The organism is Pseudomonas sp. FP2338 (assembly GCF_030687515.1).
GTDB classification, from domain to species: domain Bacteria; phylum Pseudomonadota; class Gammaproteobacteria; order Pseudomonadales; family Pseudomonadaceae; genus Aquipseudomonas; species Aquipseudomonas salomonii.
Genome location: NZ_CP117436.1, coordinates 2410171 through 2432904 on the forward strand (window position 1 = coordinate 2410171; position 22734 = coordinate 2432904).

The following is a 22734-nucleotide window of genomic DNA, read 5'->3' on the forward strand; positions in this document are numbered from 1 at the left end:
CAGCGTGTCAAGCGCCAGGCCTGACGCGGAACGCCAGGAATACCGGGCCGGCCGGGAAGGTACTGACTTCCAGCTCATCGAGTGGATTGAGCGTGTTTGTTCGCACCCCTGCGTTGCTGTAAAGCGTGTGGCTGGCCGATGTCGCAATGTTGATCTTGCCGGCACCCGCCTGGATCAGCGTGGCCTTGAACCCTTCAGTCACATCGTCACCCAGGGTGAGTGTGACGTCAGTGTTGCTGATCACCAGGATCGACTTGCCTGAATCGGCCATGGTCAAAGGCCTGCTGGCCGTGATCGAGGCACTGGTGTGCACGTGGCCCCCGGCGTGGTAAGTGACCATCCTGGGGTCGGCGAAGACGCGCGCGAAGGTGTCGACATAGTTGACACTGGCGCGCATGTCATCGAACTGCTCCAGCACATAGGTGCCGATGCTGCCGGAGACGTCCGTGCTGGGGTCCAGCGCCCATTTGCGCCCGACCATCAGCCCGATCCGGGTGTTGGCACGCACACCGGCGCGTAACTCTTCCAGAAACAGTGTGCTGATCTGGCCGCCACCTTTGCCCTGGGCATAGGTAAACCGGGCAATGGAGTGGCTATCGCCCGTAGGGCTGCCCTGGGAGGTATCGACCTGGTAGTCGATGTAGTCTGCCGAGACGATGGTGCTGGTGGTGTTGGCGTTAGGCGCCCAGGTGAAATCCAGGACCCTGCCGGTTTTGATCTGCTCTTGCGAGACCGTGGCCTGGGTGGTTGTGGTAGAGCCTGACTGCTGCAAGTCGTCATTCATGATACTCATCCTTAAGTAATGTGCGTGCTTGGGTGTGGGTCGACATGGCCCGACGCGCATGACCGCCGTCATAGCGCTATTTTTTCTACAGCATAAGCGTGCACCGAATGCTGTATAGATAAACAGTAGTTCGGGTTTTGTCGCTTCGCAACTGTGGCGAGGAAGCTTGCTCCCGCTGGGGTGCGAAGCGGCCCCAAAAATGGGCCTGCTACGCAGTCCAACGTGAGCAAGCTGCCTCGCCACGGGTCAATGATTGTCAGCTCGAACGCTTAACTATCCGCACGCGCGTATTGCGCCAGTAGATCGGCCGCATCCTGGTAGCAACCCGCCAGTTCGCGTGCGCCCAGACGCGTCAATGCGTGGGCTGTGCGTCGGGCCTGGAGGGCATTGAGCGCAGGGTGAGCGGCAAACCGGGACAAGCGCCGGGCGCCACTTTGTGCGCAGCGTGCGAGGGGTGTGCCGGGTGGCAGATGCCGGGCCTGGGCTTGCAGCCGTTGCAGGCTTCGGCTCAGTTGCAGTGACAGATAGCCGGCCCCGTGAACCGCTGGGGCATCCGGGCCGGCCAGCGCCTGCAACGACACGATCCGGTGTTGTTGCCGGGCCTGCCACTTGAGCAGGTCCAGGCGTGCGCCATCGCGCAATAATTGTCGGGTGCTGGCGTGAACGGCGCGCTTTATTGCGCGCACGTGGCGCTCGGCGTTTCTGGGCAGTAGCTGGAACGCCAACAGGCAAATCGCCAGTGCCACCAGCCACGCGAGCGCCTGATTGGCAAAGTCGATGAAGTCGTATTGAGCTGTGCCGCCGGTGCTGACCAGCGTGTTAAAGGTGACCAGGTAGGCAATGCCCTGAAACGCGTGTCGCGGCCGGGTGGTGGCCTGAATACCGATGATCCAGAAGAGGCTCAGTACGACGATGAGCAGCGCGACGCCACTGATGTGAGGCAGTAATAAAAACTTGCACACCGTCGCCGCCAATACGCCGTAAAGCGTGCCCTTGAAGAACGCCGCAACGCCGCGAGTGGGCGCCGCAGTGGCCGCCAGCAAGGTGCAATAGGGGCCCAAAACCGCCAGCAACGACGGGCCCTGGTCCCAGGCCGTGAGGTACCAGACGGCGGCGGTGGCCAATGTTGCGACCAACGCGCGAATGCCATTGTGCAGTGCATCGCCATAATGGCGATGGAAACCGACCGCACGGGCGGGGGCAGGGGTGGTGCGCTCAAGGCAGGCAAAGCACTCCAGGGCGCTGGACAGGTCCGCCAGTGGCTCGCTCAACTGCGCGGGGTGTTCAGGTTCATCCTCAAGGCGGTCTTGCAAGGCCTTGACCTGCGCGGCGGTCGTGAAAAAGTCCGGGCGGGCTTCGGCCATTTGCTGCAGCGCCTGGCCCGTGTGAATACACGCCGGTAAAGCAGGCGCACAGGTCGGCACGCTGTGCAGGACGGCGGCATGCAAATACGCCAACCCGGCCTGAAGGGTCGACAGTTGGGTGCGGATCAGCTGTGACTCACCTCGACCAACCCCGAGCAGGTCATCCACCTTGCCGATATCGATTCCGAGTTGGCCTTGCTCAGCCGTAGAGGTCTCACGTTCACCGCTATAGTGAGCCGCCAGCAACCGCAGCGTGCGAGCGCAGACATCCCCAAGCACCTGCTTGAGTTGCTGCTCGACCGTCTTGCGCCCGAACAGCGTGGCCACCAGGCTCAAGCTCAACACGCCCAGCGCCACTGCCGATCCCCGTGTGACGATATGATCAAAAGCTTGGGCCGGGGCGACGATCGCCGGGCCGAGCGCCAGGCAAACGGTGTAGCCGGCGACCACGGCCGCGGTGGCGTGGTAGTGCCGCAGCAAGGTCATGGCGGCGACACACAGCCCCAGCCACAGCCCGATTCCGAGGATGAACAACAACATCTTCTGTGCAAACAAACCCGTCAGAAACACCGCCGCGATCAGCCCCAGCCCGGTGCCCAGCGCCCGATAGAGGCCTTTGCCAACCGCCGCGCCCTGTAGCGGATGAATCAGCAGTAACACGGTCGACGTGGCCGAGAAGGGTGCGTCCAGGTGCAGGTGCAAGCCCAGCCATAACGCCAGTGAGGCCGCCGCCAGGCTGCGAAACACGTAACCCGACGAGCCGGGCGTCCACACCCCGGGCAGTACGGCCAACATGCGCGCCACCGGCCCCGTCATCACAGGTACTCCTGCAGCCAGCGAGTCAGTCGCCAATGCGGCTCGGCACCGGCCTCAGTCACTTCGACGCTGGCGGTCATGCCGGCCGCCAGCTCCACACCCGCTGGCACGCTGTCCAGTTCAATGCGTACCGGCACGCGTTGCGCCAGGCGTATCCAGCTGAACGTCGGCGCCACTTGGGGCAAGCCGCTGTCGCTGCGCAACTCGTTACCGTCGGCAATCCCGCGACCGATACTGGCGACATGCCCTGTAAGCAGCGGGGCAAACCCCATCAGCTTGATCGACGCTGGCGCACCCACCCGAATGCCCGGCAGCTTGGTCTCTTCGAAATACCCGCTAACCCAGAAACTGTGGCTGTCGACCACATAGATATTGGTGCTGCCCGCCACCGCGTAATCCCCCGGTTGCAAGCGCAGCTGGGTTACATAACCATCGACGGGTGAACGAAGGGTGGTGCGCGCCAGGTCCAGCTGCGCCTGGGCCAACTGGCTCTGGGCCGCGTCCACCCGCGCTTTGGCCACGGCCAGGTCCTGGGCGGCATTGTCGGTCTGCTCCCGCGCAATGGCGTCCCCGAGTTGCTGGCGCCGCCTGAACTGCGCGGTGCGCTGCTCGAACACGCTGCGCGCCTGGGCCAGCTCGGCCGTGCGCTGTTGCCGGGCCAGCAGGTAGGCGCGCTGATCGATCTGATACAGCAAGGCACCCTTGGCCACCCACTGGTTGTCGCCCACCTGCAACTGTTCGACCTGGCCGGACACCTCGGGCGCAATGCGTATGACCTGCGCGCTGACGCGCCCGTCGCGTGTCCAGGGCGCCAGCACATAGGCACGCCACAACTGGGTGCAGAAAAATACAGCAAGCAGCCCAAGCCCAAGGGTCACCAGCCTCTTGAGGATTCTATCGAGCGTCATGGCGTGGTCCTCACAGCTTCACTACCAGTATTGAAAGGACGATCACGGACACAAAGAACCGCGTCAGGCTGGGGTGCCAGGTCCAATCCAGCCAGCCTCGCAGGAGGCGTTCGAGCGCCGCGTAAATCAGCGCGGCAGTGCCCAGGTAGAGCAGGAAAGGCGGCAGGTAGAGGTTGGCAATCGTGATTTCGCTGAGCATTGCGTGAGTCTCGCCATCGGCCTTCACGCTGAAGGCCCTGTTGACGATGGTAAGGAATGCTCAAGTGTGCCGATATTGAGTATGCTGCCAACTTATAATCAAATTCGGACACGCGAGTGGCAGCTAATGGACGAAACCACGCTCTACACGGTTGAACAGTTTGAATTTGATGCGCTGCATCAGCCCGCAGTCGCGATGATGCTGGGTACCCAGCGCCACAACGCCGAATACGCTGTACACCGCCACCGTAAAGGCCAACTGGTGGTGGCCTATCATGGCGCGATTGTGTGCACCGTAGAGGATGGCGTGTGGATGGTACCGACAGGGTTCGGCGTATGGATTCCGGCCGAGGTTGCGCACAGCAACCGCATCACCGCCAACGGCAAAGTCGGGTTTTTATTCATTGAGCCGGGGGCCGCCGCGCTGGCGCAAAAATGCTGCACCCTGGTGTTGTCGCCGTTGATTTTGGAGTTGATCAAGCACCTGGGCAGCCTGGAGCAGGATTATCCGGCTCACAGTGCGACCGCACGCTTGGCCAACGTACTGCTCGAACAATTGGAGCAGGCGCCCTCGGAACAGCTGTACCTGCCGCTGCCGGCTTCGACTCAACTGCGCGCTATTGCGCGCAGCTTGGCGCAGGCCCCGGAAAACCGCCGCACCATGGCCGATTGGGCACATCAAGTGGCGATGAGCGAGCGGTCGCTGGCGCGGTTGATCAAGCGTGAAACCGGGCTGACATTTGGCCAGTGGCGCAAGCAATGGCAAATCATCGTGGCCTTGCAGAGCCTGGCCGAAGGCGAGTCGGTACAGCGCACCGCCGAGGCGCTGGGGTATGAGTCGGTCAGCTCGTTTATCAGTATGTTTCGCAAGACCCTGGGTTCACCGCCGGCACGTTACATCCGCAGTACGCAGCCCGCTAGTCGTGCGTTCAATACTGATCCACCAGGCGCTGCAACTGCGGGTCTCGAACCTTGAACACCTCGAACAGCCCCAGCGCACGTAATGCAGGGAGCAGCGCCAGCAGGTCCTGCTCGGCGATGGTTCGCTGCTGTGCATCGGTGTTTGGGTCACACCAGGCCCGGGCATTCACCAGAAAGGCGCCCACACTGCCTTTGCGGATGACAACGCCGTGGCGTTCAGTCTGATTCTGGTTATCGGGCAACAGTTCTTCGGCGCGCATGCGGTGTATTCCTGGGAGTTGAGGCTGCGACTATAGACGCGCCAAAGTGGCCTGGGTACGCTATTGAAGACAATCAATAGTTCATCAAGGCCACTCATGTCCGCTCCGCTGATTCCCCCTTCGGTATTAACGGCTGCCGATGACCCGCTGGTTGTCGCCGTGGTCCGAGTGGACGCTGAACCGCGTATCACCGAGCGCCATTGCCATGCGCGTGGGCAGTTGCTGGGCACACGCCACGGCTTGTTATCGGTGGACGCCGGGGCCAGCCAGTGGGTGGTGCCGGCGACCCATGCGGTGTGGATCCCGCCGAATATCTCCCATGGCGCGCGCTCCCACGGCCCCTTCGCGGGGTGGAGTGTCTACGTGTCGCCGCAGGGCTGTGTCGAGCTGCCGGATACGCCTTGCGTCCTGACAATCTCCGGACTTTTGCGCGAGGCGCTGATGCGCGCTGCCGCCTGGCAGAGCCCTCAGCTGGACGCTGCGCAGTTGCGCCTGGCCGGGGTGATTGTGGATGAGATCCGGACCTTGCCACGTGTGACCCTGGGCTTGCCGATGCCTCAGGATGCGCGCCTGCGCAAGATCGCCCAGGCGCTGTCCGATTGCCCGGACGACGAGCGTCACCTGCAGGAATGGGCGGCCTGGGCGGGCATCGCCCCGCGCACACTGACGCGTCGGTTTGTGCTGGAAACGGGGTTCAGTTTCACCGCGTGGCGCCAGCGCGTGCGTATGTTGCGTGCGCTGGAGAGGCTGGCGGCGGGTGTGCCGGTCACGCGTGTGGCGCTGGAGTTGGGCTATGACAACGTCAGTGCTTTTATCGCACTGTTTCGCCGCACGTTTGGGGTGACGCCTGGGCGTTACTTCACGGCGCATGAGCGTTTATAAGTAAAAAATCAATGCCTGAAGTTAGCAGTTTGCACTTTTATTGATGGTTATTCAGCTGATGTTCAGGCCGAATTAAACTGAATAAATAGAGCGTATAGCCTTTACAACTCTTTACCTTTGCAGTCTGGATGAGCGAAAAAACAACATGCTAGCCTGCGCGTTTTCGACAGGCAGCAGGCGTGCATGAAAAGGCTAAAGGAACTGGCTGTAAACAAGCCCTGTTCATCTATATTTATAGTGGCGTTTATTGTATTCGCTGCGCTGCAATACAAACCGGCCGTGCTCAACTACACCACACGCTTTGTCGACTTTGCCGAGTACATGCTCGCCCATGGCGTGACCCTGTTTCCCATTGCTGATGACCTGCAACCATACCCTGATTACACGGTGCTCAATACGCTGCTTGTGTACCTGGTTTCCTTGCCGTTCGGGCGTGTATCCATCCTGTCGATGGGGCTGCCTTTTTGCGTGGCGGCCGCCTTGATGCTGGTGTTTATTTACAAGCTGGGCGCCTTGCATGAAAAAAAATGGGGCGCCTTTGCGGTGGTCTTTGCGCTGTTTACCTGGTCATTCCTGGACGGCGTGAATTCCTTGGCGCTGGACATCTATCCGGCGCTGTTCACCGTGATGTGTTTTTACCTGGCCTATGCGGGCCAACTGCACCCGTACCGCTTTCACTTGCTGCCGGTACTCCTGGGCCTGGCGCTGGGCTTTGCCTTTCGTGGCCCTATTGGCCTGATCGGCCCGGCGGGCGTGGTCGCCTCGTATTATCTGTTAAGTCGACAGTGGCGCCTGTTGCTGGTGTTCTGCCTGCTCGCGGGCCTGGTGCTGGCCGCAGGCATTGCGGTGCTGAGCTGCGCGGCCTACCTGCAAGGTGGGCAGGCTTTCCTGCAAGAGGTGCTGGTCATGCAAGGGTTGGGGCGCTTTGGCGCCGATCACGCGCCGCGTTATTACTTCTACTTCTCCGCAGGTTTGCTCAGCTATGGCATCACTGCCTTTATTGCGTTGAACGTAATCATCAAGAAGGGCAAACACTTCTTTGAGCGCTCGCCGGCGCCGGCCACTCAACTGCTGCTGTACCTGACGGGATGGCTGTTGGTGGTGATCGTACTGTTCACCCTCCCAAGTTCCAAGAAAGCGCGTTACATCCTTTCGATTACGCCGGCGATTTCATTATTGGCCGCCTATATCTTCGTGGATCGCAGCCAGCGCTTTGCAAGTACCCGCGACAAGTTGCTGAGGTTCTGCCTCAACTTGCCTGTGGTCGGTCTGGGCCTGTTGTTACTTGCCTTTATTTATGGCCTGTATGCAGCCACGCCGCTGCGGCCTAACTATCTTGGCGCGTGTGCAGGGTTGATCGGCCTTATTGTCATTCGGCCCTGGATACAGTTACGGTTTTATGCACATCCACAACGGGAGTTCGTGCTGTTGTGTTTTGGTGCTGCCGCGTTCCTGGTCCTGGATATGTTCTTCTTTAATTCGATTACTTACCACCTCGAGTTGGCCGATGAGCCGACCCCCAAGTTTCTGCCCTATTGGTTTTGGTAGAGCGTGGTTTTGGTAGGGCATGTTGCTATCGCAGCCAGACCCGGAATCAAGCCAAACATCAACGTCACGCGCCCACCTCAGTCGAGCATCGGATGGGTCAAGTGAACACTAACGTGTCAGGCTCGCGCCCGCGTGCCTGGCACGCTTGAAGGCCCCTGCGGCGGCAATGTCGAGTAACCGACGAAAATTCGGGCATTGCGCGTGGTCGGGAGCAGGGCAGGCCGCAGCGTGGCGCAAGCCGCGGCTCATGGCTTGCAGTTGTTTGACCGTCGCGTCGAGTTCATCGGCCTTGGCCAGCAGCAGCGTTCTGTCCACTGTGGCCTGGCCATTGGGGGACAGCATGGCCTGTATCTCGTCCAGCGACAGGCCGCCCGCCTGGCCGAGGGCGATCACCGCCAACTGCTCAATCACCGCCGCGCCAAACTGACGGCGAGCGCCGGGCGGGCTGATGGAGGTGATGAGCCCTTTCTTCGCATAAAAACGCAAGGTGTGAGCCGGCACGCCCGTGCGTTTGACCACCTCAGTGATATCCATTGGCAGACCCTTGACTTGAAGTTGACTTCAACTTCTATGATGCCTGCGCAGGTTAAATGGGTCCATGAATAAGAGGTCGGTATGGCATCGCTGCACGTGATTGCACAGGTAATTTTGTTAGGGGGCGGCGCGACGCTCGTGATGGATATGTGGATGTTGTTGATGAAGGCGCTCAAGGTGCCCACGCTGAATTTCGCCTTCGTGGGGCGCTGGGTCGGGCATGCGTGCCAAGGACAGTTTACCCATCGCAGCATTGCCCAAGCGGCGCCCGTGCGGGGCGAGGTCGCGCTGGGCTGGATCGCGCACTACGTCACCGGGATTGTGTTTGCGCTGTTGCTGGTGGGGATCGAAGGAGTCGCCTGGTTGCAGGCGCCCACACTCACGCCGGCATTGGTGCTGGGTATCGCCACCGTGGCTGTCCCGCTGTGTGTAATACAACCTGCCATGGGCGCGGGGTTTGCCTCCTCCAAGACACCCACGCCGGGCAAGAACTGCCTGCGCAGTCTGATCAGTCATGCGGTGTTCGGCGTGGGGCTTTATCTGGCTGGAGTATGTTCCAGCCACTGCTGGTAAGTGATACGGCTGATGTGCTCGGTCCGATAATCGTCGAAGAAGGCGTTGTATCGGTTTTCCTCGGTGTGATGAACGCGAAAGCCACACTTCGATTGAACGCTACAGGACTGGGTGTTATCGGCAAAGTAACCACACCAGAGCGCTTCAAGGCGCAGGGTTTCAAAGGCGTGCCGCATCACTTCCCGCACGGCTTCGGGGATCAGGCCTTTGCCCCAGTACGGCACGCCGATCCAGTAGGCGATTTCACCTTCACGCTCGCTGATCTCAAAGTTGCTGTGGCTGCCGATCAGGATACCCACGCAGCCCACCGCGCGGCGGTTCTCTTTGAGTTCGACGGCGTAGACCTCTGGGTGATTGAAAACGGTGCGGATGATCTCGGCACTGTTCTGCACACTGGTGTGCGGCGGCCACCCAGCGATGGGACCGACACGGGTGTCCTGGGCATATTCGTAAAGGTCGGCGGCGTCTGTGTCTTGCCAGGGGCGCAGCAAGAGTCGTTGTGTGTTCAGTGGCATGGCCTGTGTCCGTCAGCGATGGGTTCGTTTGGCACAGCCTAGGTGACAGGCGGCTGATCGGTACACGCCAGTACCTTGGCGATTTCGGTACTTATCGAAACTCCCGTGTCCGCTGGTGATAGGATTTACGCTCTTGCAGGTTGCAGCACTGAGGCTCAATGCATCACATACCGAAACTTTCTGCCCCCGACGACCCGCTACGAATGGGGGAGACCACACTGGCCGAAGGGCTGGGGCTGCCGCTCGCTTTCGGCCATGCGTACCTGACCGTGCTGGTGTGCCTCTGCGGCCGTGCGCGCTTCACGCTGAATTTCAAAGAGCATGCGGTGCGGCGCGGTGACGTGGTGGTACTGGCTGAGGACACGATTGCCTTGTTCAAACGCCGCTCACGTGGGTTTAACGTATTTTTTTGCCTGATACCCAAACGCTTTGCAACGGAGGTGGCCTACCCATTGCCAAACCCCTTGTTTGTGTTTTTGCACGACCATCCTCACTGCGTGCCCACCCAGTACGACAGGCCGCTGATAGCGGGTTGGGTCGCACAGATGCGCGACATCGCACGCAGCTGTCCGACTTATCGGCACATCATGCTGCGCAACCAGTTGCAGACGTTTTTCCTGAAAATCGCCGAACAACTTCCCGCCCAGCCAACGGGAGGCTGGGCGTTCAGCCGCAAGGAAATGCTCAGCTGGCGCTTCTGGGAGTTGATCGGCAAACATTGCACCCGTCATCGAGAGGTACAGTTCTACGCCGATGCGCTGAGTATCACGCCGTTCTACCTGTCGCAGCTGACCAAGGCATTTTTCAATGACAGCCCCAAGGGCTTGATCGATCGGCAGGTCACGCTGGAGATCAAGGCGCTTCTTTCATACAGTAACCTGGCGATTGGTCGTGTAGCGGACGCTCTCAACTTCGCCGATGCGTCGTACTTGTGCCGCTACTTCAAGCGTCAAACCGGGGTTTCACTTTCCGGCTATCGCAGGCATCAGCATGCGGCAAACGGGCAGGGCTGATCTGCAGCCCGGGGAAGCAGTAATCAGTGCCAGGCAAGGAAGTCGTTTTAATGAACCAATACGATCTGATTATTGTGGGCGCCGGCATTCATGGTGCGGCTTTGGCCTATTACTGCGCCCGTGCCGGGCAGCGCGTGATGCTTATTGAAGAGGCCCGGCCTGCCAGCGGTGCCAGCGGCCACGCCTTCGGTTGGATCAATGCCAGTGCATTGATCCAACCCGTGCAGCATTTGGCGCAAAGCGTGATAGATGATTATCACCACCTTCAGGCTGCGTTGCCGTCGTTCCCGTTGCGTTGGTGTGCAGAGTTGACCTATGGCCTGCGCCTGGAGAATCTCCAAACATCAGCAGCGGGCCTGAGCCTTTCTGCCCTTCAATCTCGTACTGTTTCGCAGAGTGAAATCCGAGCACTTGAGCCCAACCTTGCTGATCCGCCTCTTCAAGCCTGCTGTACGCAGGCGGCAGGGGTCATCTCGCCGGTCGAAGCCATTGAGTGCCTGGTTCTGGCCGCTGAAGGTTTTGGTGCACGGGTTGTTCGCGACTGCGCAGTGCGCCAGTTGCTCGTTGAAAATGGCCAGGTTGTCGGCGTCCATACCCAGGCAGGCAATCGGTATGGCAATAAAACGGTACTGGCTGCGGGCTTGGGAGTGCTTGAGCTTTTGGCTGATCAAAACCTGCATCTGCCCATTCGACCGTCCCCGGCGATTCTGCTGACGTTTGAAGTGGCGAAGGCACTGCTCAATGGCATTGTTTCGAACACCGAAATGGAGGCTCGTCAGGGCGACACGCATACCTTGATTGCGGCTGAAGACTACATCGACGATACGCCGGAAAATGGCCCCGCTGCCATTGGGCTCAGAGCCCTCGACGCGATTCGTGGGCAGTTGAACGGTGCGCAATCCATAGCGCTGAAGTCCGTAGCGGTAGGGTGGCGGCCGCTGTCTGACGACGGCCTGCCTATCGTGGGGCCAGCGGGCGACGACGGCAGGCTGTATATCTTGAGCGCCCATCCAGGCTTGACCCTGGCGCCCACCTTGGCGCGGCTGTTGAGCGAAGAACTGATCACCGGGGTGGCTTCGCCATTGCTGAGCAACGTTCGGCCGCTGCGTTTTCGGGTGTGAGCGTCAGAACCCTGTGCCGTCATCTGCTGTTCAAGTCACTTTCAATATTCCATTGAAAGTCTATGTGCCCCGTGCGGATGGCTGACGCAACCGGGGTTTCATTACGCTGGGGTTCTCCTTAACCACCTGCGGCGTTTATCAACATGGTCTTTAAAACCCCCATCACTTCGATCGGTGTGACGCTGCTTGCGCTGTTGATTGCAGGTTGTGCGAGCCATTCCCCTGACGGAGCGACCCCTATGCCAAAACCCTTGGTTTCCATCGCCGTACTCAAAGCCAAACCTGGCAAACAGCAGGCCCTCAAACACGGCTTGCTGGCCCTGGTTGCGCCAACGCGCACCGAGCCCGGTAACCTCGACTATGTGCTGTTTGAACTGCGCGACGCGCCCGGCACCTTCTACATGCGTGAAGCGTTCAAGGACCAGGCGGCCCTCGATGCACATTTTGCCACGCCGTATTTCAAGCAATTTGCAGCCACGGCCGACGATTTGCTCAGCGAGCCGTTGCAACTGATCTTCCTTGAGCAAGTGTCGAACTGAGCCATTCGTTATCTTGCACAGTTATCGACATAACCGTGATGCGACGCTGGGCCTGTGGCGAGCAGGCTTGCCCTGCGTTGGGCTGCGCAGCAGCCCCATCAGGTTACGACTGACTCACCGAGTCGCCTGAATTGGGGCGGCTTCGCCACCCAGCGCAGGGCAAGCCTGCTCGCCACAGTGAGAGTGTCGTCCTTTCGCGTCAGTGCGTGTCCTTGGCGGCAAACACTTGTTTGGCGTGGGCAAAACACTTCTCGGCGATGGCCGAGCGCGGTTCGGTCTTGCGCATCACCAAACCCAACGGCGCAAGCACGCTGGCGTCCGGCAAGTTGATAAAGGCGAGGTTCTCGATCGGGTTTTCCATGCCGCTGTCCAGCGGCATGATCGCGCAGCAAAACCCTTCGTGGATCGCCTGGAACAGCTGATAGGTCGAATCGCTTTCGAGAATGGGCTGCGGGTCCAGGCCCCGGCTGCGGAAGCTCAAGTCAATGGATTTTCGATAGTGCATGCCATTGCTGATCATCCCCAGGGGCAATTGCGCGGCATCTTCCCAACTCATTTCGGTGCCTTCGAACTGGAAGTGGCGCGTGTCGTACAGCAGACCGACGCGGGTTTCGCCCAGTTCGAAAACCTCCAGGTAATTGGGGTTTACGTGGTCCAGGTAGCACACGCCCAAGTCCAGTTGGTTGGTGCCCAGGGCTTCGATGATCTTGTCCGAGCTCATCGACGACAGGCTGAACTTGAGCTCTGGAAACGTCTGGGACAGACCCTGGATGTAGCTGATCGAGTTGAACCCGCTGAGCGGCACCAGCCCCAGGCGCAGGCTGCCCACCAACTGCCCGCGACACGCCGCCGCTTCGGCAAACAAACCGTCATGGGCGGCGAGCAGGGTTCTGGCCCAGGCCAGCACGCGCTCGCCGGCCTGGGTGAAACCTTCGAAGCGCTGGCCACGGGTGACCAGCTCCAGGCCCAGCTCATCCTCCAGATTGCGCAGGCGCATCGACAGGGTCGGCTGGGTGATATGGCAGCGCGCAGCCGCCTGGCCGAAGTGCCGAGTCTGCTCCAGCGCGATCAGGAATTTGAGTTGCTTGATGTCCATTTAAAGCCCCAGCCTGGGAATAAGTGAGCGGTCATGATAAGTGCCCGTGCCTGCACCCGCAGCAGACCCTCTCATTGTAAGGCCTGTGCGTCCAATCGCCTGCATTGACGTGATCCTCACCAACGAATCAAAAGCAGAGCAGCAACCTGATGTAACGCGATCTGAGTGTGGGGGCGGGCTTGACCGCGCATGGATTGAAAACCGGTCCATGAAATATTTGCTCAGTACGTTGCTCTCGATCGTCACCTTTTCGCCGGCGTGACCGGCTTTTTTGCGTCCCCTGAAACCTGTACACAATTTGAAATGTTTAAGTGGTTTAATGTTTATGTCGGCTTGCGATGGATCGCAGCCGCCGAGAGACCTTTTGTCATTGATTCGCCCAAGTTGCTATACCCAAGGAGCTACACCATGCAAGGAAGTATAAAGTCCAAACACTTAGCGTTTCTGTTGATCCCGCTGGTTGCCGCCTGTACCACACCGGACAGAACCCGTGAGTCGGCCATCACCCCCCAAGCCCAGCCCCAACAGGCCTGGCAGTTCGACAACTGCTCGGTCGGCTGCCCCAGCGGCGGCAGCCCACTGACGCTGAACCGCCAGGCGTACACCCTGAACAACAACGGTTCGACCAAGTTTGCCAACTGGGTGTCGTACAAAATCACCAAGACCACCCCTGCCAGCGGGCGCGCGCGCGACTGGCAGACCGACCCGGACATCCCGGCCGGCGAAACCCTCGACCCGGTGGATTACAACGGCGCCAATGTCGCGCTCAAAGTCGACCGCGGCCATCAGGCCAACCTGGCCTCGATGGCGGGCGTGGCGGATTGGCAAAGCCTCAATTACCTCTCGAACATCACGCCACAGAAGTCCGACCTCAACCAGGGGCCGTGGGCGCACCTGGAAGACCAGGAGCGCAACCTGAGCAAGCAGGCGGGAGTCGACGCGGTGTATGTTGCCACCGGGCCGCTGTATGAGCATTTTGTCGGCACGCTGCCGGGCACGAACAAGGTGCACACCATTCCCAGTGGCTACTGGAAAATCATCTTCGTCGGCAGCTCGCCTGAAGGCGGCATGTATGCCTCGTTCGTGATGAACCAGGAAACGCCCAAGGGCGCCAATTTCTGCGATTACCAGGTGCCCGTGAGTCAAATCGAAGAGCGCTCGGGCCTGACATTCTGGAGTGGTTTGCCGCAGGCGGTGCAGGCCGCGTTGAAGGCCAGGCAAGGGCAGTTGCCGGGGCGCATTGGGTGCAAGCAAGCGTTGTAATAGTTAAGGATCAGTATCGCTTCTGTGGCGAGGGAGCTTGCTCCCGTTGGGCTGCGAAGCGGCCCTGAAAAAAGGGACTGCTGCACAGTCCAACGGGAGCAAGCTCCCTCGCCACAGGTTACCGGTGCAGATACTGGCCTTTACTGTCGGCTTCGCTCGGCCTTTACATAGTCCAGTCGTAGTTCCAGGACCTGAAGAATCTGCTGATCAAAATTGACTACGATGATTGCGCAAGGGCTCGCCAGGAACCTGCGCTGATCAGCACAGGAAACGGTTGCGCGCCTCGCGGAGCAAGTCGCGCACCTGGTCGACGCGCAATAACAGCGTCATTTGCCGCTCATCGACGATGATTTCCGCCACGATCAATGCGCAGATCATCGGCGCGGTCACCAGCCAGTGCTCGTAACACTGGCTGGCCAGCGATATGCAGACGCCTCCAATCCACAGTGCCAGCACCCACTTGGGGGCACGACGTTGCAGGGGCACCCAGAAGCGCTGCAACCTTTTCAAACGGGCCGTGTGCAGCCTTAACGAGGCTTCGAGTCGGGATATGTCATTGCTCATGTTTACCCTCCCTCAATAGTACGGGCGCAGCTTGGGAGCATGGTTCCCAGCCAAGACAGGTTGACCCGTTCAACTTCTACCCAATGCTTGCCGGCGGGTTTTGTGCGGCAGCTTTTAAACGCAATACACACCTGCCTTGCGTCCAATAAAACAAAGTGCCGGTAACGGGGCGGGCGCTTTAACAGCCAAAAAAACATACGCATCGCCGTGCCTCGCTCAATCAAACGTGCCAACTGAGTTCAAACAGCGTGCCGCCGTTTTCCATGCGCCGGCAGGTCACTGCGCCGCCATGGGCGAGGGCGATGGCACGTACCACGGCCAGGCCCAGGCCACTGCCGCCCTGGGCGCGTGAGCGGGAGTTTTCCCCGCGTTGGAAGGCGTCAAACAGGCGCGTGGCAAAACCTTCGTCGATGCCGGGGCCGTCATCGCGCACACGCAGGTAGTTGAAGCCGTCGCGGGTGCTCAGGTGCACGATGACATTGCCCGGTGTCGCGTGCCGCCGAATGTTATCCAGCAGGGCCAGCAAGGCCTGGCGGATGCGCGCCGGGTCGCAACGCAGGGTGCGGCGTTGCAGGTCCAGTTGCAGCACAAAACCTGCGGCCACCAGGCTCGGTTCAAACAAGCGCACATCGTCTTCGATGCCTGTCGCCAGGTCGGCTTCTTGCAGGTTGAGTTCCAGGTAGCCACTGTCGGCCAGGCCCACCACGCGCATATCCTCGATCAAGCGCGTCAAGCCTTCGACCTGGCCCAGCAGGCTGTAAAACTGCGCGGTGTCGGGTTCGAATACACCCTCGGCCAACCCTTGCAGGCGCCCGCGCAGAATAGTCAGTGGCGTGCGCAGTTCATGCGCAATGGCGGCATTCCAGAACGCTTGCTCCTGCGCCATGCGCTGCAAGCGTTTGGCCATGCTGTTGAAGTCATTGACCAGGATCGCCGCTTCGCCGATCGACTGGTCACCGGCAACCGCCTGTACGTCCAGGTCGCCGTCGGCCAGTTTGCGCAGGTTCTCGGCCACGGAATTGAGCGGCATCAGAATGCGCCGCGACAGTTTCAGCGCCACAATCGAGCCCACCGCCAGGCTCACGCACGTGGTCAGGCCCATCCACACCCATTCAGCCTTGGCCGGCAGCCAGGCATCCACTTCGGCGTCGGTGAGCGGCCAGTAGGTCCATAGCAATGCATAAAAAATATACGAGCCGATCACCGCCAGGGCGATCACGCACAGCACCACGGCGCACATCGACAAGATAATCTGGCGGCTCAGGCCATTGAGCCCTTTCACACCACGCTCCCGAACCGGTAGCCGACGCCACGGATACAGGTGGGCACACCCTGCACGCCGAGGTCTTCGAGCTTGCGCCGCAGTTTGCTGATATGGCTGTCGACCGTGCGCTCCAGGCTGTCGCTTTCCGGTAAACACTGGGCCAGCAGCTCGGCACGGCTGAACACCCGTTTCGGCGCCTTGGCCAGTTGCGCCAGCAGCCTGAATTCGGTGACGGTCAAGGCCAGCGGCACTCGTCGCCCGGCCAGCGACACCGTGGCTTCGTAGCTCTCAAGGTCGATTTCAAACGCATCCACCCGCAGTACCGTGGGGCAGGCGTGGCCGCGATAAGCGATGGAGCGGCGCAGTACCGCCTGGGTACGCGCCACCACTTCGGCCGGGTTGAACGGCTTGACGATATAGTCGTCGGCGCCGATGCGCAGGCCCATCAGCTTGTCCATGTCCTGATCTTGCGCGGTCAGCATGATCACCGGCGTATGGCCGCGCTGGCGCACTTGCGCGAGAACTTGCCAGCCATCCACGTGGGGCATCAGCACATCCAGCAACATCAACTCCGGCTTGAGCGCCAGGTGCATGTCCAGCGCCTGTTGGCCATCACGTGCGTGGGCGGTGCGAAAGCCGCTGCGTTTGAGGTAGGCAATCAGAATGTCGGCGATCTCTGGCTCGTCTTCTGCAATCAACACCAGCGCCTGGGTTTCGCGGGCGTTGTCGGCTCGGGGCATCGATGCAACGGGAAAATCATTCATGGTCTGCTCGGTGAAGAGGTCGCGCGCCGTCGCATCCCTGTGCTCGCGGTTATCTGCCGTGTCGTAGCTGCCGTCCGTGGCCACGTGTTCAAGCGTTGATCATAGCCTCTGGGAGATGCCATTCGACCGTGGTCGGTGCATTGTGCGCAACAAACGTGCGCTTTTATGGGAGGTTTTGTGGAGAGACGATGGAGACAGCCAATAATTGTTGCAATTAAGGTTTTATCGGCGGGTTAGCCTCACAACAGCCTCTTTTGCCGCGAGGCCGGTGCGCTGGTGGGGAACAGTACGTCGGTCGGCCGAAAGCGGGCGAGGCCACAGGCGGCGGCAATACGCTGGCGTTGTTGGCCTAGGGCAAGTGCTTGGTGAAAGCTGATTTCGCTGTGCGCCAGCCCCAGTATATGGCCGACACCCGGCGCAAAATTACGGCCATGGGCCTGCCACCAGGCAGTGATTGCCTGCGGGTCGGGCCAGGGCAGGTTCTCATCGGGGTCCATGCGCACATTGGCGTCCTCGGGGTCGTCGTTCGGGCCGGCATCGAAATCCGGCGGGTCTTGCAGTTCCAGGTCGAGCAGCGCCAAGTCAGCGCCGGTGATCAGGCTGAAGGCTTCACCGGCGACGCGGGCATACGGCAGCTCGCTCATCTGCTCGATCAGCCATGGCACGCTGACCGGATCGCCCAGCAGCCCCAAGGCCTGGATGCCGATGCGGCGCTGCTCGGGGTGCTGCACCCATTGGCGGACCCCTGCGAAGCTGAACTCGCGCTTTTGCCAGGCCAGCAGCACACACAGCGCACGGTACTGAAACTCACCCGGCTGCTCGGCGAACTGTCGCAGGGGCTCCAGGGCGTGCTCATCGCCCAGCTGTGCGCTGGCCCAATTGGCCCAGAAGCGCGTGGCTGGATCCTGATGCAGGCAGTGGGCACGAAGGCTCGGCAGCAGGTCGTGCCGGCGCAGTTCGCCGGCCGTCCGGGCAGCCCGTGCCAGCACGCCGGGGTCGGCATGCGCCAGCGCGTTCAGCAAGGCGGGGCCGGGGTCGTGGCGATGCATGCCGCAAGCGGCCAAGCCGAGGCGGCGGAACAGCGGCTCAGGGGTGGCGAGCATACGGTCGATCCAGGGCGCTATGTGCGCCCAGTCGAGCCACCCCAGGGCCATCAGAAAACCGCGCTGCGTTTCCACAGCGCTTCTCACGTGCGCGCCGAGCTGCGATAGCACGGTCGCATTGTTCGCTTCGAACGCCAGCACCGTACTGGCGAACAGCTCGCCAATCGCCTGTGGGTCGAGCTGGGCCACTAATGTGTCCAAGCCGGTGGGTCCGGCGATACGCAAGCCGTCCAGGTGTGCGCCGATGCGGTCGTCGAGTTTGCGCAGGTCGTCCAGGTCGTAATGCGGCGCGTGTAAAGCGTAGCCACGCAGGACCGCGAGAAAACTCGCTTCTTCGACGTGAAGGTCAAGCACCACGGGCAGTGTGTTCATCTGTCGCCGGTCCTTGTGCAGGGGCAGGCCGCTGGCGTCGGGTTAGTCAATGCGCAGGCACCGCGTCCAGCTTGAACCGTCGAACTGCATCACATCCTTGGGCCCGATGGACCACATGATCCCGTCGGCTGCGCTCAGGTGATAGCAGGTCTGTGGAACGTCATCGCCGAAATCCACCGGCGTGAGCTTGTCGTCCTCGAGCCGGTAGACGAAATGGGTGGAAGACACGTACACCTGCCCATCGAAAACTTCCATGCCCCAGAGGTCTTCACGGGTGCTTTCATGTTCGATTATTTCCCACTGATCGTCGCGGCCCCGAAGCAAGGTGCCGAGCTGGCCGCAGGCGTAGACAAAACCGTCCGGCGCGCAGCGAACTTTGTAAAGTGCCAGGTTGGTCGGGCTGTTGCGCTGGGTGAAGAGGGCGCCGTCGTACTGCCAGATTTCGCCTTCCCAGCCGACGGTATAGATTTCCTGTTCGCTGAAGCCATCGATGGATTCAAAGCTGGTGTCGGTGATCGGGGTGTCACCGACCTGGGCGCTCTGGTCAATGCAGCGCCACTGATCTTCACCTTCGCGAAGGTAGGCTTGCCGGCAGGTGCCTACGGCGTAGGCTCGACCTTTTGCGATGCCACGGATTTCGCGCAGAGGGCCGCGTTTTTTTGGGTCTACGCCGCAGGTGGCGATGGATTCTTCGTTTTTAGTGCCGCCACCGCTGGCTTCTACCGACCCATCGGTGCCCAGCATCAGGAAACGCTCCGCCGGCACTTGGCAAACCGATCCGGAGCATGCGAGCCATGGCACTGTGCCTGCGTACACGGTTCCAAGATACAGAGTGAACAGTATCGAATCTGCGTAACCTTCGCTTATAGCTGCGTCGTGTGTAGCAATAAAATAACAGAGGTCTGAGCGGCGAACGACTCCAGTAGTAATGCTGAGTCCGCTGAATCCTGGGTCTTGAGGGTCCATGTTGGTTTCCTGATGTGAATAAATTAAGGGCTGGGGCTGCTAGGGCGCATCTCGGACATAGCCTTGGCGCGCTGTTGTGGATCACTGGTCATCGACGCACAGGCGTTGATCGGCCGCTCTTTGCCCGGGTCCTTCGCTTTGTCGTGATACGTGTTCAACTGAGCTTCCAAACACTCCTGTGAACAATCAGAGTCCGGAAAAGTTTTCTTGGCAGCCAGCGCCCCTGTCTCCGTTGCCTTGGCTCTTGGCCATTCACCGTTGGCATCCGCCTCCTGCAACGCCACCACCCCGCGCCGGGTATGCAACTGGCCATGGGTGGCGGTGGTTTGATTCGGCCCCTCGGCGCACATCACCGGGGCTTTGTTGGTCTTGTATTTGCTCCACCCGGCTTTTGTCGGGTGCTGGTGTCGGGGTTGGCCCGTAAAGGCCGGCCCTTCGGTAAAGGACGCCGAGTCGATAAGGTGGTCGCCGGTTTGCCCCGGGCAACATTTGTTGGGCCTGTAGGGGGCGAGAAAACAGCGCATTGCCCGCTGGCAAGGGTCATCGTTGATGGCTTTTGCCAAGGACCCATACTCGCTTTGGACGGCGGCGTGTTTGCGTTGGTAGTCAGGGTCGCCTTTAAACCCGTCGCCTGCTACACGCTTGGCGGCTTGCCTGGCTTTGCTCGCCGTGCGCAGCGGGCCGATATCCGGGCAGAACTTGTCCTGTGGGGTGTCCTTGCAAGCCGTTTGCGCCTGCTTTTTCTCGCTTTCGCATTGGGCTGTCTCGTTGGCGAGTGCCATCCGGTCCATATAGGGCCAGGGCACGGTATTACCTGGTTGGGAGGCATGGTTGTGGGTGGTCAGGTCCATGTGGCGCACCACGTTCTTGCCTTCGTACTTCACATCCATGGACCACGAGGTGAAATACACCTTGCCCTTGATCTTGCTGGTGACGATGCCTTTTTTGGGCGTATTGCCAGCCTCATCCCCATAGCTGGTCTTGAAGTGGCTCTGGTCCTTGAGCATCACTTCCTTACCACTGATCTTCACCGTCCGACTGCCCTTGGTCGTGTCCTTGGCCAGGCCGGTGTTGGGGTAGGGAATGGGCACGCCCAGCGGGGTGGGCGGGGCCAAGGGTGGAGTGAAGCAGACATCCGGAAAGCACGCGATCGACTTGCCGTCGGCCGCCTTGCAGGACACTTCCATATTGTTGGCAAAGACTTGGTTAGCCATCAGGCAGCCCCCACGGTGCGGTAGCTGAGCAGCGCGGCGGCGCGTTGGCCGGCGTCGTTGCCCAGGTGGCAGAAGATGTTCGGCCCTTCGCCGTAGCCCTTGCGGCTGGCGGCCAGTGCCACAGCAAGCATCGCCGGGCCGATGGCGGCGCCGACTTCGCCGATGCAGTCGGCCGGGTGCCAGAGGTGGAAGAACTCCTTGCGTACCCGCAGGCTCCGGCTCAGGGCCAGGGAGGCTTCCTTGAAGTAATACTGTTCGCCGGAAATATCCGTCAGCCGATAATCCATCTGCTCCAACCCGCAGCCGGCTTCGCGCAGGGCGGCGCGGACCGCCTGGGTCAGGCCTTCGGCGCGTAGCGGAATGTCGTCGGCCTCAACTGTGGCGTGCTCCAGGCCGAAACCCAGGCCGATGCAGACCAATTGCGGTGTTTCGCTGGCAACGGGGGCGGCCAGCACCACGGCGGCGGCACCTTCGCCGGGGATAAAACCGTTGGAGTTTTTACCGGTGAGCAGGCGTTCGCGTGCTTCGAAGGCGGTCAGGGTGGCACCGTTCAGGAAAGAGTCGACGCCGGCAATCAGCACATGGCGATGGCGGCCCTGGTAGATCAGCGCACGCGCGTTCAGCAGGGCCACGGCGGCGCTGACCCGACCCTGGGCGATGATCTCGGAGGCAGGATGAAAGCGCAGGCCCAGCTCGTCTTCGATGGCGTGCAGCAGCCCCTGGTCCAGCCCGGGCAGGCGACCGGGGCGCTCGGCCTCCGCTACCCCCAGCAGCAGCGGAGTTGCTTGCGGATCGACCTCGGGGCGGCTCTGCAGTGCCTCGGCGATGGCGCGGGCGGCCATCTTGATCAACTTGGTGCGGCCGCGCCAGGGTTGTTCCAGCGGCACGCTGGCGGCAATCAGCCATTCGCCGCCACGGGCAATGAAGCGGGTTTCCTGAAAATTGTCGATGGCGCAGCGGATCGCCGCGCAGCTCGCCGGTGCACTGAGGCCAACTGCGCTGACCATGCCGGAGCCGATAATGCACAGCGCGCTCATTCGTGGGCCCCCTCGGGGGAACGTTTGGCTTTTACCAACGCGCCAAGCGAGGGGTAATAGTCCTTGCCCAGTGCACGGGCGCGCCACCAACCGGTGGGCATGGTGCCGACCAGCACCTGGGCAATCTCGAACACGTTACGCCGTAGCACACGGGACACCCGCCAGGTCAATTGCACCTGGCCGGCGTCCGTGTCGATCAGCAACGTGTCGATCACCGCCGACACCGTCTGATGGCCGCCTTTTTTCAGGAAGAAGGTCACCGGCACCTCCATTTCAGGGATACGAAAGCCTGCGTGCTCTTGGGCAGTGAGGTTTAGCAGCAGCACATCTTCGCCGCCGCGCAGGTGATCAATCTGCTGGTCCTCAGGGGCCGCCTGAAAGTAGCGCGGGTCGAAATCCCCGGGTAGAAACGGAAAGCAGTCGGCCAGCCAGGCATCGTCGTAAGTACCGGCGAAGCGGGCGCGTTGCGGCCAGCTACGGCCGATGGGGCCCAAGGCCATAGGGCGGAAGGTGCCGCTGTGACTGTCGATCGGCTTACCCACTTCCTCGGTGTTGGGCATTGGCCTGCCGACGATATGCGCGCTGTCCATGCCACGCGGGTACCAGCCGCAACCGCTGGGGTTGTCCAGGTAGCAATCACGCAGGTGGGGGGCATTCACCGTTGGATGGGAACCACCGTAGGCCTGGTCGTAGGTGATGCGCTGTTCGGTAAAAGGCTGCGGTGAGCTTGGCGAAACACCCAATAACCCCGGTTGCCAGTGCCTCGGGCCCAGGACCGAAAAGGCCTTGCTCATTCGCCCCACCCGAATGCCCGCCGTCAACTGCGTCACTGGCCGCCCGCCGGGTGCATAGGCCTTGCCACACACCAGCACATCGCAGAAGCGCTTGGCCGGGGCGAAGTCCATTTCCTGGCGCGGCGCGCTGAGCCCGGGTTCGCCGAGGAAGGTGTCGGCCATCAGTAGCGGTTGCTGGGTGTCCGCCAGGGTCGCGGCGCGGCCGTCCATCGGCAGGTTGAACGTGCCCTTGGCCACCACGACCAGGGATTCGCGGCCGTCGCGCTCCATCCCCAGGGTATAGGCCGCAATCAGTTGGCTGGCGTTGAGCAGTTCCATAGG

24 protein-coding genes are annotated in these 22734 nt (G+C 61.0%); 8 read left to right on the forward strand and 16 right to left on the reverse strand.

The window, feature by feature from the left end:
- Window positions 1-7: 7 nt before the first annotated feature.
- The 4 genes from PSH96_RS11075 to PSH96_RS11090 form a co-directional block, all read right to left on the reverse strand.
- Entirely contained in the window at window positions 8-784 is a 777-nt protein-coding gene (locus tag PSH96_RS11075) for a hypothetical protein (RefSeq protein ID WP_305459207.1), read from the reverse strand.
- Window positions 785-1053: 269 nt separating this feature from the next.
- Window positions 1054-2964: an FUSC family protein gene (locus PSH96_RS11080; protein WP_305459208.1), complete on the reverse strand. Its 1911-nt coding sequence runs from the start codon at window positions 2962-2964 to the stop codon at window positions 1054-1056.
- A complete protein-coding gene (locus PSH96_RS11085) occupies window positions 2964-3872 on the reverse strand; it encodes an HlyD family secretion protein (protein ID WP_305459210.1) in 909 nt (302 codons plus the stop codon). Before PSH96_RS11085 ends, PSH96_RS11080 begins: the two co-directional genes overlap by 1 nt.
- Before the next feature lie 10 nt (window positions 3873-3882).
- Entirely contained in the window at window positions 3883-4071 is a 189-nt protein-coding gene (locus PSH96_RS11090) for a DUF1656 domain-containing protein (RefSeq protein ID WP_305459213.1), read from the reverse strand.
- Window positions 4072-4197: 126 nt separating this feature from the next.
- On the opposite strand from PSH96_RS11090, the gene PSH96_RS11095 reads away from it, so the two are divergent.
- A complete protein-coding gene (locus PSH96_RS11095) occupies window positions 4198-5046 on the forward strand; it encodes a helix-turn-helix domain-containing protein (RefSeq protein WP_305459215.1) in 849 nt (282 codons plus the stop codon).
- Here the strand turns inward: PSH96_RS11095 and PSH96_RS11100 are convergent.
- Complete coding sequence (locus PSH96_RS11100) at window positions 5000-5251, reverse strand: hypothetical protein (RefSeq protein ID WP_305459217.1); 252 nt, start codon at window positions 5249-5251, stop codon at window positions 5000-5002. The genes PSH96_RS11095 and PSH96_RS11100 overlap by 47 nt on opposite strands.
- Window positions 5252-5347: 96 nt before the next feature.
- On the opposite strand from PSH96_RS11100, the gene PSH96_RS11105 reads away from it, so the two are divergent.
- Window positions 5348-6133: a helix-turn-helix transcriptional regulator gene (locus tag PSH96_RS11105; protein ID WP_305459219.1), complete on the forward strand. Its 786-nt coding sequence runs from the start codon at window positions 5348-5350 to the stop codon at window positions 6131-6133.
- A 183-nt stretch (window positions 6134-6316) separates the two neighbouring features.
- On the forward strand, window positions 6317-7681 hold the full coding sequence (locus PSH96_RS11110; protein ID WP_370694334.1) for an ArnT family glycosyltransferase: 1365 nt from the start codon (window positions 6317-6319) through the stop codon (window positions 7679-7681).
- A 108-nt stretch (window positions 7682-7789) separates the two neighbouring features.
- On the opposite strand, the gene PSH96_RS11115 is transcribed toward PSH96_RS11110, so the two are convergent.
- The gene (locus PSH96_RS11115) at window positions 7790-8215 is read right to left on the reverse strand and encodes a helix-turn-helix domain-containing protein (RefSeq protein WP_017137689.1); all 426 of its coding nucleotides are present in this window, start codon (window positions 8213-8215) and stop codon (window positions 7790-7792) included.
- Window positions 8216-8296: 81 nt separating this feature from the next.
- Between PSH96_RS11115 and PSH96_RS11120 the strand changes: the two genes are divergently transcribed.
- Window positions 8297-8788, forward strand: coding sequence for a DUF2938 domain-containing protein (locus PSH96_RS11120; protein WP_305459222.1), 492 nt, complete (start codon window positions 8297-8299; stop codon window positions 8786-8788).
- Here the strand turns inward: PSH96_RS11120 and PSH96_RS11125 are convergent.
- Window positions 8752-9303: a GNAT family N-acetyltransferase gene (locus PSH96_RS11125; RefSeq protein ID WP_305459223.1), complete on the reverse strand. Its 552-nt coding sequence runs from the start codon at window positions 9301-9303 to the stop codon at window positions 8752-8754. The genes PSH96_RS11120 and PSH96_RS11125 overlap by 37 nt on opposite strands.
- A 158-nt stretch (window positions 9304-9461) precedes the next feature.
- Here PSH96_RS11125 and PSH96_RS11130 point away from each other — a divergent pair, with 158 nt between their 5' ends.
- The 3 genes from PSH96_RS11130 to PSH96_RS11140 all read left to right on the forward strand — a co-directional run bounded on the left by PSH96_RS11130 (window position 9462) and on the right by PSH96_RS11140 (window position 11976).
- The gene (locus PSH96_RS11130) at window positions 9462-10316 is read left to right on the forward strand and encodes a helix-turn-helix transcriptional regulator (RefSeq protein WP_305459224.1); all 855 of its coding nucleotides are present in this window, start codon (window positions 9462-9464) and stop codon (window positions 10314-10316) included.
- A 50-nt stretch (window positions 10317-10366) separates the two neighbouring features.
- Entirely contained in the window at window positions 10367-11437 is a 1071-nt protein-coding gene (locus PSH96_RS11135; protein ID WP_305459225.1) for an FAD-binding oxidoreductase, read from the forward strand.
- A gap of 239 nt (window positions 11438-11676) precedes the next feature.
- The gene (locus tag PSH96_RS11140; protein ID WP_058421281.1) at window positions 11677-11976 is read left to right on the forward strand and encodes a putative quinol monooxygenase; all 300 of its coding nucleotides are present in this window, start codon (window positions 11677-11679) and stop codon (window positions 11974-11976) included.
- Window positions 11977-12175: 199 nt separating this feature from the next.
- Here the strand turns inward: PSH96_RS11140 and PSH96_RS11145 are convergent, their stop codons facing one another.
- A complete protein-coding gene (locus PSH96_RS11145) occupies window positions 12176-13072 on the reverse strand; it encodes a LysR family transcriptional regulator (RefSeq protein WP_305459226.1) in 897 nt (298 codons plus the stop codon).
- Window positions 13073-13480: 408 nt separating this feature from the next.
- Here PSH96_RS11145 and PSH96_RS11150 point away from each other — a divergent pair, with 408 nt between their 5' ends.
- Window positions 13481-14335: a DNA/RNA non-specific endonuclease gene (locus PSH96_RS11150; protein WP_305459228.1), complete on the forward strand. Its 855-nt coding sequence runs from the start codon at window positions 13481-13483 to the stop codon at window positions 14333-14335.
- A 258-nt stretch (window positions 14336-14593) separates the two neighbouring features.
- On the opposite strand, the gene PSH96_RS11155 is transcribed toward PSH96_RS11150, so the two are convergent.
- From PSH96_RS11155 to PSH96_RS11195, 8 genes are all read right to left on the reverse strand, one after another.
- A complete protein-coding gene (locus tag PSH96_RS11155) occupies window positions 14594-14899 on the reverse strand; it encodes a hypothetical protein (RefSeq protein WP_305459229.1) in 306 nt (101 codons plus the stop codon).
- Window positions 14900-15119: 220 nt separating this feature from the next.
- A complete protein-coding gene (locus tag PSH96_RS11165) occupies window positions 15120-16181 on the reverse strand; it encodes an ATP-binding protein (protein WP_305459233.1) in 1062 nt (353 codons plus the stop codon).
- Window positions 16178-16927 carry a response regulator gene (locus PSH96_RS11170; RefSeq protein WP_305460037.1) on the reverse strand — a complete coding sequence of 250 codons (750 nt, stop codon included), beginning with the start codon at window positions 16925-16927 and terminating at the stop codon, window positions 16178-16180. Before PSH96_RS11170 ends, PSH96_RS11165 begins: the two co-directional genes overlap by 4 nt.
- A gap of 239 nt (window positions 16928-17166) precedes the next feature.
- Window positions 17167-18402: a TIGR02270 family protein gene (locus tag PSH96_RS11175; protein ID WP_305459236.1), complete on the reverse strand. Its 1236-nt coding sequence runs from the start codon at window positions 18400-18402 to the stop codon at window positions 17167-17169.
- Between the two features lie 42 nt (window positions 18403-18444).
- Window positions 18445-19146 carry a hypothetical protein gene (locus PSH96_RS11180; RefSeq protein ID WP_305459238.1) on the reverse strand — a complete coding sequence of 234 codons (702 nt, stop codon included), beginning with the start codon at window positions 19144-19146 and terminating at the stop codon, window positions 18445-18447.
- 245 nt (window positions 19147-19391) lie between these two features.
- A complete protein-coding gene (locus tag PSH96_RS11185) occupies window positions 19392-20582 on the reverse strand; it encodes a PAAR-like domain-containing protein (RefSeq protein ID WP_305459240.1) in 1191 nt (396 codons plus the stop codon).
- A complete protein-coding gene (locus PSH96_RS11190; protein WP_305459242.1) occupies window positions 20582-21619 on the reverse strand; it encodes a hypothetical protein in 1038 nt (345 codons plus the stop codon). Before PSH96_RS11190 ends, PSH96_RS11185 begins: the two co-directional genes overlap by 1 nt.
- Window positions 21616-22731: a DUF2169 domain-containing protein gene (locus PSH96_RS11195; protein WP_305459243.1), complete on the reverse strand. Its 1116-nt coding sequence runs from the start codon at window positions 22729-22731 to the stop codon at window positions 21616-21618. The genes PSH96_RS11190 and PSH96_RS11195 overlap by 4 nt, the downstream gene beginning before the upstream one ends.
- Window positions 22732-22734 lie beyond the last annotated feature (3 nt).

Excerpts from the sequence above, each read along its gene's own strand:
- PSH96_RS11170 (WP_305460037.1), bottom strand. The coding sequence starts at position 16,927 with ATGAATGATTTTCCCGTTGCATCGATGCCCCGAGCCGACAACGCCCGC.
- PSH96_RS11085 (WP_305459210.1), bottom strand. The coding sequence starts at position 3,872 with ATGACGCTCGATAGAATCCTCAAGAGGCTGGTGACCCTTGGGCTTGGG.
- PSH96_RS11075 (WP_305459207.1), bottom strand. The coding sequence starts at position 784 with ATGAATGACGACTTGCAGCAGTCAGGCTCTACCACAACCACCCAGGCC.
- PSH96_RS11115 (WP_017137689.1), bottom strand. The coding sequence starts at position 8,215 with ATGGATATCACTGAGGTGGTCAAACGCACGGGCGTGCCGGCTCACACC.
- PSH96_RS11105 (WP_305459219.1), top strand. The coding sequence starts at position 5,348 with ATGTCCGCTCCGCTGATTCCCCCTTCGGTATTAACGGCTGCCGATGAC.
- PSH96_RS11130 (WP_305459224.1), top strand. The coding sequence starts at position 9,462 with ATGCATCACATACCGAAACTTTCTGCCCCCGACGACCCGCTACGAATG.
- PSH96_RS11120 (WP_305459222.1), top strand. The coding sequence starts at position 8,297 with ATGGCATCGCTGCACGTGATTGCACAGGTAATTTTGTTAGGGGGCGGC.
- PSH96_RS11135 (WP_305459225.1), top strand. The coding sequence starts at position 10,367 with ATGAACCAATACGATCTGATTATTGTGGGCGCCGGCATTCATGGTGCG.
- PSH96_RS11190 (WP_305459242.1), bottom strand. The coding sequence starts at position 21,619 with ATGAGCGCGCTGTGCATTATCGGCTCCGGCATGGTCAGCGCAGTTGGC.
- PSH96_RS11155 (WP_305459229.1), bottom strand. The coding sequence starts at position 14,899 with ATGAGCAATGACATATCCCGACTCGAAGCCTCGTTAAGGCTGCACACG.
- PSH96_RS11090 (WP_305459213.1), bottom strand. The coding sequence starts at position 4,071 with ATGCTCAGCGAAATCACGATTGCCAACCTCTACCTGCCGCCTTTCCTG.
- PSH96_RS11080 (WP_305459208.1), bottom strand. The coding sequence starts at position 2,964 with ATGACGGGGCCGGTGGCGCGCATGTTGGCCGTACTGCCCGGGGTGTGG.
- PSH96_RS11180 (WP_305459238.1), bottom strand. The coding sequence starts at position 19,146 with ATGCTGGGCACCGATGGGTCGGTAGAAGCCAGCGGTGGCGGCACTAAA.
- PSH96_RS11095 (WP_305459215.1), top strand. The coding sequence starts at position 4,198 with ATGGACGAAACCACGCTCTACACGGTTGAACAGTTTGAATTTGATGCG.
- PSH96_RS11110 (WP_370694334.1), top strand. The coding sequence starts at position 6,317 with ATGAAAAGGCTAAAGGAACTGGCTGTAAACAAGCCCTGTTCATCTATA.
- PSH96_RS11150 (WP_305459228.1), top strand. The coding sequence starts at position 13,481 with ATGCAAGGAAGTATAAAGTCCAAACACTTAGCGTTTCTGTTGATCCCG.
- PSH96_RS11185 (WP_305459240.1), bottom strand. The coding sequence starts at position 20,582 with ATGGCTAACCAAGTCTTTGCCAACAATATGGAAGTGTCCTGCAAGGCG.
- PSH96_RS11145 (WP_305459226.1), bottom strand. The coding sequence starts at position 13,072 with ATGGACATCAAGCAACTCAAATTCCTGATCGCGCTGGAGCAGACTCGG.
- PSH96_RS11195 (WP_305459243.1), bottom strand. The coding sequence starts at position 22,731 with ATGGAACTGCTCAACGCCAGCCAACTGATTGCGGCCTATACCCTGGGG.
- PSH96_RS11125 (WP_305459223.1), bottom strand. The coding sequence starts at position 9,303 with ATGCCACTGAACACACAACGACTCTTGCTGCGCCCCTGGCAAGACACA.
- PSH96_RS11175 (WP_305459236.1), bottom strand. The coding sequence starts at position 18,402 with ATGAACACACTGCCCGTGGTGCTTGACCTTCACGTCGAAGAAGCGAGT.
- PSH96_RS11140 (WP_058421281.1), top strand. The coding sequence starts at position 11,677 with ATGCCAAAACCCTTGGTTTCCATCGCCGTACTCAAAGCCAAACCTGGC.
- PSH96_RS11100 (WP_305459217.1), bottom strand. The coding sequence starts at position 5,251 with ATGCGCGCCGAAGAACTGTTGCCCGATAACCAGAATCAGACTGAACGC.